A 12,974-nucleotide genomic window follows, 5' to 3' on the forward strand; every position below is an offset into this window, starting at 1 on the left:
ACCCTAGGGCCTGTCGCCCGGGTACGGACGGCCGGTGGTTACCGTTCACCCCATGCCCTTCGCTGAAGCCGCCGACGGTACCGCCCTGCACTACGAGGTCCACGGCTCCGGCCGCCCCCTGGTCCTGCTCAGCGGGCAGTCCAACAGCCGTCGCTGGTGGGACCCGGTGCGGGACGACTTCGCCGCCGCGTACACGACTGTCGTACTCGACTGGCGCGGCACCGGCGGGAGCGGCCGCCCCGACACCGACAGCTACAGCACGCCCGGCTTCGCCCGCGACGTCGTCGCCGTGCTCGACCACGCGGGGATCGACCGCGCCCATGTGTACGGCACGTCGATGGGCGGCCGCGTCGCCCAGTGGATCGCCGCCGATCACCCCGAGCGGGTCGACCGTCTCGTCCTCGGCTGTACGTCGCCGGGGGCGCCGCACGGCGTCGAGCGCGGGCCCGAGGTGCGCGCGGCCCTCACCCAGGGGGATCCGGCGGCCGCGCACCGCGCCCTGATGGAGCTGATGTACACCCCGGCCTGGATCGCCGAGCGGGAGCGCGGACCCGAGAAGCCCGTGTTCCACACCCTCGGTGACCCGGACATGCCCCCGCACGCCCGCCGGCGCCATCTGCGGGCCAGCGCCCGGCACGACGCCTGGGACGCGCTGGACCGGATCTCGGCGCCGACGCTCGTCGTGCACGGCACCGACGACGTCTTCAATCCGGCCGCCAACGCGCCCCTGCTCACGGAACGTGTTCCCGGGGCCCGGATGCGGCTCATCCCCGGTGCGCGGCACGCGTACTTCGAGGAGTTCGCGGACGTCGCGACGCCGCTCGTGCTCGGCTTCCTCGGGGAGGGGCGGGCTTAACTCCCGCTGCCGTACGGCCTTGTGAGGATCTCCAGGCTGTGGCCGTCCGGGTCCTCCCAATAGACGCCCCGGCCACCGTCGTTGGTGTTGATCTCGTTCACGACGGTGTGGTACGGGTCGGCCCAGTGGGTGAGTCCCGCGTCCTTGATGCGCCCGAAGATGGTGTCGAACTCGTCGTCGGAGACCAGGAAGGCGTAGTGCTGGGAGGTGATCGGCCGGCCGCCGCTCTCCATGTAGTCCAGCGTCACGCCGTTGGGGATCTCGACGGGGATGAACGGGCCGTACTGCGGGCTGACCTTGAGGCCGAGAATGTCGGCGAGGAACTGGGCGGACGCCTTCTTGTCCGTCGCCGTGACGATGGTGTGGTTGAGCTCGATGGACATCGTGCGACCTCTTCCCGTGCGTCTGGGGTCCCCCGTGGACGCCCTTCACACTAGGCACGGGCCCCGCGCCCCGCATCGGCCACACGGCCCCCCACCTGGTGCGCAATGCGTCCTAGGGCCACGGGCCGAGGCGGGTTCCGGCCACCCGCCTCGCTCGCGCCCCGCCGGTCACCCGCCGCGCCGGTCACGCGCCGCGCATCCGGGCCGCCATATCCGCCGGGTCGTAGTCGGGCGCGACGCCGTCGACGATGATGACCTCGCCCACGATGGTGCGGGTGCGCAGCGGCACGAGCTCCTGGTACGCGTCGGACTCGTACCAGGCGTGGGCGGTGGCCCGGTCCGGGAAGACGATGACGACGGCGTAGCCCGGCCAGGAGCCTTCGACCTCGTCCAACTGGCCTCCGTGGACCAGGAACCGGCCGTCGAACGGGTCCAGTGTCGACTGGAAGCGCTCGATGTAGGTGAAGACGTCCTCGCCGGGCTCGTCGATGGGCCGGAGGTGGGCGATGGCGTAGGCGCTCATGAGGTCCTCCCGGACGTCGTTCCCGTGCGGATCGTTGTGATGCTCCGATCCTGCCGGGGAGCGCCTGCGCCGTCGATTACGCCCGGGGTAATGCCCCGGTGCGCCCGAGGTGATGCCCCGGCCCGCGATCATGCCCGCGTCAGTGCCTCAGATCGTGGCCGCGTCAGTGCCTCAGATCGTGGCCGCGTCGATCACGAAGCGGTAGCGCACGTCGCTGGCGAGGACACGCTCGTACGCCTCGTTGATCTGGGCGGCGTCGATCAGCTCGATCTCGGAGCCCAGGCCGTGCTCGGCGCAGAAGTCCAGCATCTCCTGGGTCTCCTGGATGCCGCCGATCATGGAGCCCGCGAGGGTCTTGCCGCCGCCGATCACGGAGAACAGGTTGAGCGAGACCGGCTCCTCGGGGGCGCCGACGTTCACGAAGGCACCCTCGGAGCGCAGCAGGCCCAGGTACTTGTCCAGGGGCAGCGGCGCGGAGACCGTCGAGAGGATCAGGTCGAAGGAACCCGCGAGCTGCTCGAAGGTGGCCTCGTCGCTGGTCGCGTAGTAGTGGTCGGCGCCCAGTCGCAGGCCGTCGTCCTTCTTGCGCAGGGACTGCGAGAGGACGGTGACCTCGGCGCCCATGGCGTGCGCGATCTTGACGGCCATGTGGCCGAGACCGCCGAGGCCCACGACGGCGATCTTCTTCCCGGGGCCCGCGTTCCAGCGGTGGAGCGGGGAGTACGTGGTGATGCCGGCGCACAGCAGGGGCGCGGCGACGTCCAGGGAGAGGCCGTCGGGGATGCGGACGGTGAACGCCTCGTCCACGACGACGTGCGAGGAGTAGCCGCCGTAGGTGGGCTCGCCGTCCTTGCCGATGCCGTTGTACGTCGGGACGTTGCCCTTGACGCAGTACTGCTCGAGGCCGGCCTTGCAGTTGTCGCACTCGCGGCAGGAGTCGACCATGCAGCCGACGCCGACACGGTCGCCCACGGCGAACTTGGTGACGGCGGAGCCGACCTCGGTGACGACACCGGCGATCTCGTGGCCCGGGACCATCGGGAAAATGCCCTCGCCCCAGCCGTCGCGCGCCTGGTGGATGTCCGAGTGGCAGATGCCGGCGTACTTGATGTCGATCAGTACGTCGGTCTCACCCACCGGGCGGCGCGGCACGGTGGTCCGCTCCAGGGGGGCCTTGGCGGACGGGGCGGCGTAGGCGGAAACGGTGGTGGTGCTTGTCTGTGCGGTCATGACCTCCACCGTGCCAGCCGTGTGGACATCTACCCAGGTCACAGCTCTGCCTACGTCCAGTGGTCCTACTACTGGCGGGGACAGGCTGCCGCGCCCGCAAGCCCTGATACTGGAAAGCATGGACGATCAGGCCGCGCAGTCTCCCGCCCCCGAGCCCCTCGACGGCCGGGCCGAGCTCAGCGAGTTCCTGCGCACCCGCAGGGCCCGGCTGCAGCCGGAGGACGTCGGCCTGCCGAATTTCGGGCGTCACCGGCGGGTGCCGGGGCTGCGCCGGGAGGAGCTCGCGCAGATCGCCGGGGTGTCCGTGGCGTACTACACCCGTCTTGAGCAGGGCAACGGCCGCAATGTGTCGGGCGAGGTCCTGGACGCGATCGCCCGCGCGCTGCGTCTCACCGATGCCGAGCACGCCCATCTGACGCACCTGGCCAAGCCGAAGCAGCACAAGAAGAAGCGCGCGGTACGCCCGCAGCGCGTGCGGCCCGCGCTGTTGCAGCTCATGGACGCGATGGACGGCATTCCCGCGTACGTGGCAGGCCGCCGCACGGACATCCTCGGCTGGAACCGCATGGCCGCGGCGCTCTTCGGCGACTGGGGTGCGCTGGCGCCGGAGGAGCGGAACTGGGCGCGGATCTGTTTTCTGCGGCCCGAGTCGCGTGTCCTGTTCCGGGACTGGGAGCAGAAGGCGTCGGACATCGTGAGCTATCTGCGGATGGACGCGGGCTGCTACCCGAACGACCCGCTGCTGTCGGCCCTGGTGGGTGAGCTCTCCGTGAAGAGCGAGGAGTTCCGCAGCCTGTGGGCCACGCATGACGTGCGGGAGAAGGGCCACGGCGTCAAGCGCCTGCACCACTCCCTGGTGGGCGATCTGACGTTGTCGTTCGAGACGCTGCGGCTGCCCGACGACCACGACCAGTCACTGATGACGTACCACGCGGAGCCGGACTCGGCGTCGGCCGAGGGCCTGCGGCTGCTGGCCAGCTGGGGGGCGGACGCGACGCGCACCGGCACGGCGGGCGTCCCGGGCGCGGAGAAGTAGCCTCCGCCTGCCGCGGAACGCCCGCCCGCGGGGGCCTCAGGGCTGGTACGGGGGTGCCGCGCCCCAGTTCCACAGCGGCACCGGCTGGTCGGCGGGGCGGGTCGCGTCCGGGCCCGAGAAGTAGACCGCGAGGCGGGTGCCCCACTCGACGTAGGCGAGGAAGGCGGAGCGGAACTCGGCGTCCGTCGGCAGACCCGCGTCGTCCGCCGCGTCCTGCATCAGGTTGACCCAGCGGCGGCGCTGGCGTTCGGTGATGCCCTTGCCGAGGTGCTTGCCGACCATCTGGGCGTGCCCGCCGTGTTCCTCGGAGTACGTCTCCGGGCCGCCGAAGACCTCGCCGAGCCACTGGGCGACGTGCCGGGCGTGCTCGGCGGGCAGGCCCTCGAAGAGCGGGGCGAGGAGGTCGTCATCGAGCACCTTCTCGTAGAAGACCTCGGTGAGCCGCGCGAGGTTCTCCTCACCGCCCGCCCACGCGTAGAGGGTCGGTGTCGAGGCACCCGTGCCGCGTACGACGGTGGGCGTGTAGTGGCGCATCTCCTCGATGTTCTCGACGTACGGGCGGATCTCCGCGAAGAAGTCCCGGAAGAACTGCGAACCCCTGAAACCCTCCAGATGGTCCTTGGTCGACGTCCAGATGATGCGGAGGATGTAGTGCTCGAAGTCCTCCTCGCAGCGCGCCAGTTCGAAGTCGACGCACTGCGGTGCCGCGGCCAGCGGGGCGGCGGCACGGGTATAGGCGGAGAGGAACTCCGCGGAACGCTCGGGCGGTATGCGGTAACGGATGTACTCGACGGTATGGGCGGTCATGTGACGTCGGCTTCCTCATCGATGGGTGGTGCCGGCACGCGTGCTCCCCAGTCCCACAACGCCTGCAGGACCGGGCCGAGTTCTCTTCCGTGGGGGGTGAGTTCGTAAGTGACCGTGGGGGGCCACCCGGGTGTCCTGGTACGCAGGACGACACCCGCGGCGACCAGCTGGGCGAGCCGCTCTGTGAGCACCTTGTCCGACAACTCCGGCAGTGTGGAGGCCAGTTCGCTGTACGCGTAGGGCCCGGCCCGCAGCAACTCGCGGACGATCAGGGTGGTCCAGCGGCCGCGCAGTGCGGCCAGGGTGATCTCCACGGGGCAGGCGGGCGTGGGCGCTCCTCCGCGGGCCCTGGGGTCGTCCGGGAGCCCCTGCCGGTCCGGCCCCTGGCTTACCGTTCGGTGAGTCACGAGAGCGCCTCCTACGGTTGCCGGAACCGAGCCGTTCCAGCCTCTCCAGGAGAGTCGCACATGCCGAACATGCCCCTGCCCACACGAGCCGAGGACATCCCCGCGGCCTTCGCCGAGCGCTTCAACAGCGGCGATACGGACGCGGTACGCGAGCTGTACGAGGAGGCCGCCGCATTCGTGCCGGAGTCGGGGACTTCGGTACACGGGATCGCCGAGATCACGAGGGCGAACGCGCCGTTCCTCGCGATCGGCCTGCCCATCTCCGTGCGCCCCCGCCAGGTGCACGTTTGTGGCGACATCGCGCTGCTCGTGGTCGACTGGGAGATCGAGGGCGTGGTGAAGTCCACCGCCACGGACGTGGCGCGGCGCGGCGCCGACGGTTGCTGGCGATATGTGATCGACAGCCCTTTCGGCGCCGCGCCCGTCGTGGACGGTTAACTCACCTGTCCGCTACTTGCCGTAGAAGGCGTTGTAGATCGACAGCGTCGACTTGTTGCCCTTCTTGTCCGTGATCTTGGCGTGGAAAGAGATCCCCTTGCCCGCGGCCGGGTTCTTGACCTTGATCTTGCCGCCGCTGACGGTGGCCTTCTTCCAGGTCTGGCCGTAGTCGTACGACACGTACGCGGCGAGGGACTTGAGGTTCGCCCCGGCCGCCGCGCCCTGCACCGTCACCGGCACGGACTGGGTTGCGCCGGCCTTGGCCCTGCTGCTCAGGTCGACCGCCGCGGCGAACCGTGCCGTGGAGAGCGGCAGCGTCGCGTTGTCGGCCTTCTTGGAGCGGAACGTCCAGCTCGCGTCGATGCGGGTGGAGGCCGCGGCGACCTTGACGCTGCGCTTCACGCTCGTCGCCAGCTTGTACTCGGCCTCGGCCGCGGGGACCTTGAACGTGGCGCCGCCCGCCAGCGGGTCCTCGTTCTCGCCGATCTTGGTGGCGCCCTTGTGGAGGGTCGTCTTCACCGACGAGTAGAGCGAGGAGCCCGCGTGCGTCTTGCCGTCGGCGAACAGCGGCAGGTTGCCGGTGATCTCGTTGCCCTGACGGAAGACGCCGTAGTTGCCGCCGATGCGCGGGCCGAAGACGGCCGTGTTGAACGTCTTCTCGTAGCTCTTGCCCGCCGCGAACTTCTGCGCCGCGCCGAGCGTGTAGACCGCGTCGAGGATCGGCCAGCCGTCCGGGTCGACCCCGGACTGCTGCTCGAAGTTCATGTTCCACTTCACGTCGTCGGCCGTGGAAAGGTACAGCGTCCGGGTGTTGGGAAGCTGTGTCGCGATGCCGATCGAGGAGCCGCCCGAGCTGCCGGGGAGCCAGCCCGTGGCGTTGAACGTGCCCTTCTTGCCCTTGGCCGACGCGCCCAGGTGCGCCTTCACCGTGGCCAGTTCGGACGCCTTGAAGTGCTTGGTGTAGCCCGTGGCGACCTGCTTGACCTCGCCGCCGAGCACGGTGTTGTACTCGGCGAGGTCACCCTTGACCCAGTGACCGTCCCACTGCTGGTGCAGCGAGCCGTCGGTGACCTGCGGACCCTGGTGCGCGGACCGGAAGTTGGTGTACCCGCCGTCGAGCCACCAGCCGAACGAGTAGCCGGTGTGCGGCGTGTCGATCGAGAACTCGGGTGAGGCGAAGTACGGCTTGGCGTCCGCCGACGGGACGGTGATGTCGACCGGCTTCGTCTTGCGGGCGTCCAGCGTCACCGTGGTGTCCTTGGTGACGCTCAGCTTCGGCTGGGCGATCCAGTCGGCGCCCTTGGTGAAGTCCGTCGGGTCGGCGTACATGCCGGTGTTCAGCACGTAACCGCCCTTGGGAACACGGAGCTTGACCGTGCCGGAGGCGTCGTACGGGTTGTAGGACTTCTGGGTGGCGAGTCCGGAGATGCCCTCCAGGTCGCTGTCGTAGTACTTCGGGGCCTGGCCGTCGCGCCCGACGTGCTTCAGCGTCAGCTCGTACGACTCGACCTCGCGCTCGACCGCGGCCGCCGTGCGCACGGACTGCCCGCCGCCGGTCGCCACGACATACGCGGAGTAGGCGCCGTCGACCGTTCCGCCGAGCTTGGTGTCGGTGGTCAGGTCGACCGAGGCGCTGCCGCCCGCGGGGACCTTCACGGTCTTCGCGCCGAGCTTGAAGAAGCCCGCGGGAGCCGGGGCGCCCTTGGGGTTCGTGCCCGTCACCGTGAGATCGAGGGTGACGTCCTCCTTGCCGAGGTTCTTGTACGTCACCTTCTTCGTGACCGGCTTGTCGTCGGTGTGCGGCCACGCCTGCGGGGCGAAGGAGAGCGACACCGGCTCGGCGATCACCGACTGCTTGATGGCCTTGTCGACGGCGATGCGTCCCGAACCCTGCTGGAACGGCGTGTACGTGCCGCCCTTGGTGGAAGCGGTCAGCGCGCCCTTGAGCTCGGCGTACTTCCAGTCCGGGTGCTGCTGCTTGAGCAGCGCGGCGGCGCCCGCCACGTGCGGGGTCGCCATGGACGTACCGGAGATCGTCAGATAGCCCTCGGGCTTCTGGCCGACCTCCTGGTCGATGACGCTGCCGGGGGCCGCGGCCGCGGTGATGTCCACGCCGGGGGCGGTGACATCGGGCTTGATGGCGCCGTCACCGACGCGCGGGCCCTGGCTGGAGAACTCGGCGAGCTTGTCGTTGTCGTCGACGGCGCCGACCGTGAGGGCCGAGTCCGCGCTGCCCGGGGAGCCGACGGAGCCGGGCTCGCCGTCGTTGCCCGCCGCGATGGCGAAGAGGATGCCCTTCTCCGCGGAGAGCTTGTCGACCTCGGCCTCGAGCGGGTCGATGCCGGGGGTGTCGCCGCCGCCCAGGCTCAGGTTCACGATGTCGGCGCCCTGCTCGGCCGCCCACTCCATGCCCGCGATGATCCCGGAGTCGTCGCCGGAGCCGCTGTCGTCCAGGACCTTGCCGTTCAGGAGCTTGGCGCCGGGCGCCACGCCCTTGAGCTTGCCGCCCGACTTGGCGCCGGTGCCGGCCGCGATGGAGGCGACGTGGGTGCCGTGGCCGTAACGGTCCTTGGCGTCCGCCGCCGGCGTGAAGTTCTTCTCGGCGACGACCTGGTCCTTCAGGTCGGCGTGCGTGGCGTCGACGCCGGTGTCCAGGACGGCGACCTTGACGCCCTTGCCGTCGAAGCCGGCCGCCCACGCCTTGTCGGCGCCGATCTGCGGCACGCTCCTGTCGAGGCTCGCCTTGCGGACGCCGTCCAGCCATACGCGGCTGACGCCGGACGCGGTGGCGCCGCCCTTGTCGGCGACGAGCGCCGACCACAGGTCGGTGGCGTCCTGCTTGGGCGTCGTGATGGCGTCGGCGTTGAGGGACTTCAGGGTCCTGCGGACCGTGGTGTCACCCGCGGCACGCACATCGGCCCTGGCCCCGGCGGCCGATCCCTTGTAGCCGACGATCAGCTTCAGGCCCTTCTTCTGGGCCTTGCGGTTGTCCTTCTTGATCAGTTCGGTGACGTCGAAGAGCCGCTGGTCGAGCTTGCCGGTGGCTATCAGGCGCTGCGCGTCGGCCGGGATCACCAGGCTGTGACCGCCGACGCGCTTGGTCTGGACGGGTATCCGCTCCCGTCCCTCGGCCCGCTCGAAGGCGGTGACGCGGCCCTTGGAGTCGGCGGTGACGCGGTCGCCGGTGATGAGGGTGATGCGGTGCGTGGTCCGTTCGGCGCTGTCGAGGCCCGCCGACTGCGCGGCTGCCGCCAGTTCGTCCGGCGACTGCTTGGCCGCCGACGCCGGGCTGGTCATGCCCGCGGCGAGGGCCACGGCCGCCGCTGTGGCGATCGTGGCCCCGTAGGCTCTCTTCACTTTTCTGCGCAAGTCTCCCCCTGGAGGTCAAGGGGCTCCCGCCCCTGGACGAGGAAGTATTACCCAGGGTCGAACATCTGCTCAATAGTGCGTCAGAAGTGACGAGTTGGCAGAAGGGGGGTCATCGGTCGGCACGTTCCGTGACCTTGATCTGCCCGCTCTTGATCGTCGCGAGCCGCGGCGCCTTGCGCGCGATGGCGCTGTCGTGCGTGACCATCACGAACGTCAGGCCGTGCTCCTGCCAGAGCCCTTCGAGCAGCTCCATGATCTCGTCGCGCATGGACTCGTCGAGGTTGCCGGTCGGCTCGTCGGCGAGCAGCACCTTCGGCCGCTTGACCAGGGCCCGTGCGATGGCCACGCGCTGCTGCTGACCGCCGGAGAGCTCCGCGGGCAGATGGCTGCGGCGTTCGCCGAGGCCCACGGAGGCCAGGGCGTCGGCGGCCCGCTCGCGGCGGTCCGCGGCGCCGGGGCCCAGCGGGACGAGCGCCGTCTCGACGTTCTCCTGGGCGCTGAGCGTGGGGATCAGGTTGAAGGACTGGAAGACGAAGCCGATGGACTCGGCGCGCACCTTGGTCAGCCGTGCCTCGGGCAGCGCGGCCAGGTCGACGCCGTCGAGCTCGACGCTGCCGGAGGTAGGCCGGTCGAGCCCGCCGAGCATCTGCAGGAGCGTGGACTTGCCGCCGCCGGTCGGGCCCTGGATGACGAGCCGGTCACCGTCACCGATGGTCAGGTCGACCCCGGCGAGCGCGTCGACGGTCTCCTTGCCCCTGCGGTACTGCTTGGTGACGCCCTTGAGCTGATACATGCTGTGACTCCTGCGATACGTAAGGGGGTTGGCGGCTCGATCGGGTCATGTGAGCCGCCTACTCGACACGGCGCAGGGCGTCAGCGGGCCGCAGCCGCGAGGCACGCAAGGCGCCGAAGGCGCCCGCGATGAGACCGCCGGCCACGGCGAGGCCGACGGCGAGCGCCATGGTGGTGGCGCTGACCGGAGCGGTCAGCGAGATGTCCAGGGCCTTCGACGCCGACTCACGCAACGCGCCGCCGGGGCCACCGGGGCCACCGCTTATGGCTCCCCCGGGGCCGCCCGACTGCCCGCTCGCCGAGCCGAGTTCCGCGGTCAGGGTGGGGCTGACCGCCGTCACCAGGTACGCGCCGCCGAGGCCGACGGCGATGCCGAGCACGCCGCCCACCAGGCCGTGGACGAAGGCCTCGCCGATGACCTGCCGGGTGACGCGGCCGCTCTTCCAGCCGAGCGCCTTCAGGGTGCCGAATTCCCGTACGCGACGGCTGACGGCGGACGACGTGAGCAGTCCCGCGACCAGGAAGGCGGCCACGAGCACGGCTATGGACAGCCACTTGCCGACGCTGGAGGCGAGGTCGGAGGCGGTGGAGAGCGAGCCCGAGACGGTGTCGGCGAGGTCGGCCGACGTGGTCACGGTCGTCCCGGAGACGTTCTTCTGGATGGCGCTCTTGACCGCGTCGATCCGCTGCGAGTCCGCGGCCTTCACGTACACCGTGGTGATCTTGTTCTTCGAGTCGGCGAGGGTCTGCGCGCGCTTCAGCGGGAGGTAGAGGTTGGCCGCGGCGTCCCCGCTGTCGGGCGTCGCGATGCCGACGACCTCGATCTTGGTGCCGGAGATGGTGACGGTGTCGCCGACGGAGAGCTTCTTCTCCTTGGCGTACGAGGCGTCGGCGACGGCCACCTTGGCGTCGGACTCCGACCCCGTGAACGTACGCCCCTTGCTGATCTTCGAGGAGGTCAGCGGGCCCAGGTCGAGCTTGCTGACGTCCGTGCCGTAGACGCTGTAGGAGTCGACGTCCAAGTCGGCGCCACCGCCGCGCACCCGCCCCTGCTGCTGGTCACCGCCACCGCCACCGCCACCGCCGCCACCAGGCGGCTGCGCCGTGCCGGTGGACCCGGGGGCCTGCTCGAACTCGCCGCGCTCGAACTGGCCGTTGACCTTCATGACCTGCAGGCTCAGCCCGCCGACGGCGTCCGCGACGCCGCTCTGGCCGCCGACCTTCGCGACGGTGGACGAGGAGAGGGTCTGGAAGCCCTGCACCATGACGCGGTCGCTGCTCTGCTCCTCGCCGTCGCCGTCCTCACCCGCGTCCTTGGCGTCGAACTTGAAGCGCGGGCGCCCGGTCGAGCCGCCGCCCTCCTTGGGCGGGGTGGCCGCCTTGGTGACGGTCATGTCGGTGCCGAGCCCGTAGAGCGACTCCAGGACCTTGCCCTGCGCCTGCTTCATGCCGGACGACACGGAGCTGACGACGATGACGAGCGCGATGCCGAGCGCGAGACCGGAGGCCACGACGAGGGCCGCTTTTCTGCGGCGACGCAGCTCGCGCCTCAAGTAGGTGAAGAACATGAGCGTGAAGCTAAGTACGCACCGTGATGAACGGATAAGGGCGGCATAAGAGAAGCATGAGAAGCCTGAACGGCGGCGGCCCGCACCCCCGTTGGGGAGTGCGGGCCGCCGCCGCGCGTTCTTTCCCGGGCTGTGTCAGACCGCCGAACCGGCCTTCCACTGCGCCCAGTCCATCACCCAGCCGTTGAAGCCGTTGTCGGGCTGGACCGTCTTGTCGCCGGTGTTCCGGACGTCCACGACGTCACCGACCATCGAGTTGTCGTAGAACCAGGCGCCCGGGGTGCTCTTGTCGCCCGCGCCCTTGGCGTCCTCGAGGCCGACGCAGCCGTGGCTGGTGTTGGCGCCGCCGAAGATGGACTTCGCGCCCCAGTAGTTGCCGTGGATGAAGGTGCCCGAGTTCGACAGACGCATGGCGTGCGGCACGTCCTTGATGTCGTACTCGCCCTTGCCGTCGTCGTCCGTGAAGCCGACGGTCGCGCCGTTCATCCGGGTCTCCTTGAACTTCTCGGAGATCACCATCTTGCCGTTGTACGTCTTGTTCTCCGGCGAGCCCGCGGAGATCGGGATGGTCTTGATGACCTTGCCGTCCCGCATGACCTTCATCTGCTTGGTCTTGGCGTCGACGACGGAGACCTGGTTACGGCCGATCTTGAACTGGACCGTCTTCTCCTGGACGCCGGTGACGCCGTCCGCGCCCTCGACACCGTCCAGGGCCAGCTTCATGGTGACCGTGGAGTTGCCCTGCCAGTAGTCCTCGGGGCGGAAGTCCAGGCGGTTGTTGCCGAACCAGTGGCCGACGACTTCCTGGCCGCTGCTCGACGACACCTTGATGTGGGACTGGACGTCCTTCTTGTTCGTGATCGCCTTGTCGAAGTTGATCGACACCGGCATGCCCACGCCGACCGTGGAGCCGTCCTCGGGCGTGAAGTTCCCGATGAAGCTGTTGTTCGGCGAGACCGTCGTGAACTTCGAGTTCTCGTGCGCCTTGCGGCCGTCGGAGTCCTTCGCGGTGGCGGAGATCTTGTACGTGGTCGCACGCTCCAGCTGGCCGCTGGGCTTCCAGCTCTTCTTGTCCGCCGCTATCTGACCCTCGACGGCGGCGCCCGTCTCGGTCGTCATCGTGACGTCCGTGAGGGAACCCTTGCTCACCGTGACCTTGGCCGCGCTGTTGATGCTCGCGTTGTCGGAGCCGTCCTTGGGCGCGATCTTGATGTCGGCCTCGGAGGTCTTCTTGGCGGCGGCCTCGTCGACCTGGTTCTGCGACTCCTTGCCGCCGCCGGCACTGCTCTTGTCGCCGTCGTCGCCGCTGCAGGCCGAGAGCACAAGGACGCCGCCGACCAGAGCGGAAACGGCCGCAAGACCCTTGCGCCGTCCGCGCCGCCGCCTACTGTCCGTCATCACACGCTTCTCCATCGTTGCCGAAATCCCCAACACGCCAAGAACGCCGGGAGTCCCCGTAATCCCGCATAACGTCCTGCCCGGTTCGTCCCGTTCCACTTCTGCGGAAGATGTGGGGAACACCACGTCATGCGGTGCGCCGGTGACAGCCGTGCACCTCTGAGACG

The 12,974-nt window shown here is 69.6% G+C and carries 12 protein-coding genes; 3 read left to right on the forward strand and 9 right to left on the reverse strand.

What is annotated here, in order from left to right; all coding sequences use genetic code 11:
• The first annotated feature begins 52 nt into the window (after window positions 1-52).
• Window positions 53-856 carry an alpha/beta fold hydrolase gene (locus tag ACWD02_RS10435; protein ID WP_451207089.1) on the forward strand — a complete coding sequence of 268 codons (804 nt, stop codon included), beginning with the start codon at window positions 53-55 and terminating at the stop codon, window positions 854-856.
• On the opposite strand, the gene ACWD02_RS10440 is transcribed toward ACWD02_RS10435, so the two are convergent.
• From ACWD02_RS10440 to ACWD02_RS10450, 3 genes are all read right to left on the reverse strand, one after another.
• Entirely contained in the window at window positions 853-1,239 is a 387-nt protein-coding gene (locus tag ACWD02_RS10440; protein WP_451207092.1) for a VOC family protein, read from the reverse strand. The genes ACWD02_RS10435 and ACWD02_RS10440 overlap by 4 nt on opposite strands.
• A gap of 184 nt (window positions 1,240-1,423) precedes the next feature.
• Window positions 1,424-1,762, reverse strand: coding sequence for a DUF1330 domain-containing protein (locus ACWD02_RS10445; protein WP_451207094.1), 339 nt, complete (start codon window positions 1,760-1,762; stop codon window positions 1,424-1,426).
• Between the two features lie 171 nt (window positions 1,763-1,933).
• On the reverse strand, window positions 1,934-2,992 hold the full coding sequence (locus tag ACWD02_RS10450; RefSeq protein ID WP_451207097.1) for an NAD(P)-dependent alcohol dehydrogenase: 1,059 nt from the start codon (window positions 2,990-2,992) through the stop codon (window positions 1,934-1,936).
• Between the two features lie 118 nt (window positions 2,993-3,110).
• Between ACWD02_RS10450 and ACWD02_RS10455 the strand changes: the two genes are divergently transcribed.
• Entirely contained in the window at window positions 3,111-4,028 is a 918-nt protein-coding gene (locus ACWD02_RS10455; RefSeq protein WP_451207099.1) for a helix-turn-helix domain-containing protein, read from the forward strand.
• A gap of 36 nt (window positions 4,029-4,064) precedes the next feature.
• On the opposite strand, the gene ACWD02_RS10460 is transcribed toward ACWD02_RS10455, so the two are convergent.
• Both ACWD02_RS10460 and ACWD02_RS10465 read right to left on the reverse strand, forming a co-directional pair.
• Window positions 4,065-4,835, reverse strand: coding sequence for a globin domain-containing protein (locus ACWD02_RS10460; RefSeq protein ID WP_451207102.1), 771 nt, complete (start codon window positions 4,833-4,835; stop codon window positions 4,065-4,067).
• On the reverse strand, window positions 4,832-5,242 hold the full coding sequence (locus ACWD02_RS10465) for a winged helix-turn-helix transcriptional regulator (RefSeq protein ID WP_451207104.1): 411 nt from the start codon (window positions 5,240-5,242) through the stop codon (window positions 4,832-4,834). Before ACWD02_RS10465 ends, ACWD02_RS10460 begins: the two co-directional genes overlap by 4 nt.
• A gap of 60 nt (window positions 5,243-5,302) precedes the next feature.
• On the opposite strand from ACWD02_RS10465, the gene ACWD02_RS10470 reads away from it, so the two are divergent.
• Window positions 5,303-5,680 (forward strand): YybH family protein, encoded by a 378-nt coding sequence (locus ACWD02_RS10470; protein ID WP_451207107.1) that lies wholly within the window; start codon window positions 5,303-5,305, stop codon window positions 5,678-5,680.
• Window positions 5,681-5,692: 12 nt separating this feature from the next.
• Here the strand turns inward: ACWD02_RS10470 and ACWD02_RS10475 are convergent, their stop codons facing one another.
• The 4 genes from ACWD02_RS10475 to ACWD02_RS10490 all read right to left on the reverse strand — a co-directional run bounded on the left by ACWD02_RS10475 (window position 5,693) and on the right by ACWD02_RS10490 (window position 12,807).
• Complete coding sequence (locus tag ACWD02_RS10475) at window positions 5,693-9,037, reverse strand: S8 family peptidase (protein ID WP_451207110.1); 3,345 nt, start codon at window positions 9,035-9,037, stop codon at window positions 5,693-5,695.
• 121 nt (window positions 9,038-9,158) lie between these two features.
• Window positions 9,159-9,842: an ABC transporter ATP-binding protein gene (locus ACWD02_RS10480; RefSeq protein ID WP_451207113.1), complete on the reverse strand. Its 684-nt coding sequence runs from the start codon at window positions 9,840-9,842 to the stop codon at window positions 9,159-9,161.
• A 58-nt stretch (window positions 9,843-9,900) separates the two neighbouring features.
• Entirely contained in the window at window positions 9,901-11,409 is a 1,509-nt protein-coding gene (locus tag ACWD02_RS10485) for an ABC transporter permease (protein WP_451207116.1), read from the reverse strand.
• A 135-nt stretch (window positions 11,410-11,544) separates the two neighbouring features.
• A complete protein-coding gene (locus ACWD02_RS10490; RefSeq protein WP_451207119.1) occupies window positions 11,545-12,807 on the reverse strand; it encodes a L,D-transpeptidase in 1,263 nt (420 codons plus the stop codon).
• Window positions 12,808-12,974: the final 167 nt, after the last annotated feature.

Source organism: Streptomyces sp. NPDC002853 (genome assembly GCF_053591915.1).